At 57.0% G+C, this 1,211-nt stretch carries 2 protein-coding genes; one reads left to right on the top strand and one right to left on the bottom strand.

Annotated elements, in window-relative coordinates; translation table 11 throughout:
• Positions 1-678 (top strand): ABC transporter substrate-binding protein (locus tag GM910_RS26880; RefSeq protein ID WP_159593965.1); only part of this gene is annotated, 678 nt, incomplete at its 5' end.
• A gap of 265 nt (positions 679-943) precedes the next feature.
• Here the strand turns inward: GM910_RS26880 and GM910_RS27070 are convergent.
• The coding region (locus GM910_RS27070) for a hypothetical protein (protein ID WP_210253323.1) at positions 944-1,211 on the bottom strand (268 nt) is incomplete at its 5' end.

Here is a 1,211-nt window from a genome sequence, read left to right on the forward strand (position 1 = left end):
CATGGCGGGCGCTCCGAATCAACCGAGCACCCATGGAATCAGCCAACCCACAACAGCGAAAGCGCGTTAACCCGAGTTCGGGGCCCTGATGTGCCACTCGGCCATATAGACTTTGCCGCCGAACTGGCGCAAATCCGTGCGTTCGCTCCCGATGCGGTGCTTGTCTTCATGCCCGGTGGCATGGGCATCACGCTGACGCGCCAATTTGCGCAGGCCGGGCTTGCTGACACCATTCCATTCCTGTCGGTATGGACGGTCGACGAAATCACCCTTCCGGCGACCCGGGACGCGGCGGTCGGCTATTACAGCGCCTCGCAATGGGCGCCGGATCTTAAGAACGAGGTCAACGCCGCCTTCGTCGAGGCCTTTGAGGTCGAATATGGCTATCTGCCCTCGAGTTTTGCCGTTCAGGCCTATGATGCCGCGCTTCTGATCGACTCCGCTGTTGCTGCAGTGGAGGGCGATCTTTCGAACAAAAATGAACTCCGTAAGGCGTTGAGAGCGGCCGACTTCGCCTCTCCGCGCGGAAACTTCCGCTACAACTCAAATCACTTCCCAATCCAGGATTTCTACCTGGTCCAGGCGATCCAACGCGAGGATGGCCGCTACGCAACCTCGGTCAAGCAGAAGATTTTCGCCGACTACGCCGATCACCAAGCCACCAAATGTCCGATGTAGCGCGCACATTGCACGGAGAGGCGCGAAATGGGCCGGCTGGTTCGAATTTCGTGCTGCCCGATCATCGTCCCTTTCGCCGATTCAGGAGGGATCTGATGCGTAATTACGTTCTGGCTGTTGTCGTTCTAGGATTCACCCACACAACTGCGGCCGGGGAGATATCGAGTGCTTACACCGATGTCGACATCGAACAGGACTGCACAACCTATGCCTCCGCCGCGGGTGAAGGCGATTGGTCGGAAATGGTCTGCACCGGATATCGAGGTTATCCAGTGTTGCGATCATACAGCGACCTACGGGTATCGATGTTTTTTGGCTTTCCTCCAGCCACAAGTCTTTCTTGGGAGAGTTTCAGCGCCTTCAATTCTGCATAAGCCCCGCTCACAACGCCCAATATGATCAAGATCAAGCGGATGGATGGCGCAATCTCACAGCGACATGGATGCCTCAGTGCCTGAATCATAAAGATCGGTTGGATTTCATGGTCTTGCGAGCCGCCGCGTGAGCATGCGGATGCTGGCGATGAGAACCCA

This window comes from Chelativorans xinjiangensis (assembly GCF_009812055.1).
Lineage (GTDB): Bacteria > Pseudomonadota > Alphaproteobacteria > Rhizobiales > Rhizobiaceae > Chelativorans > Chelativorans xinjiangense.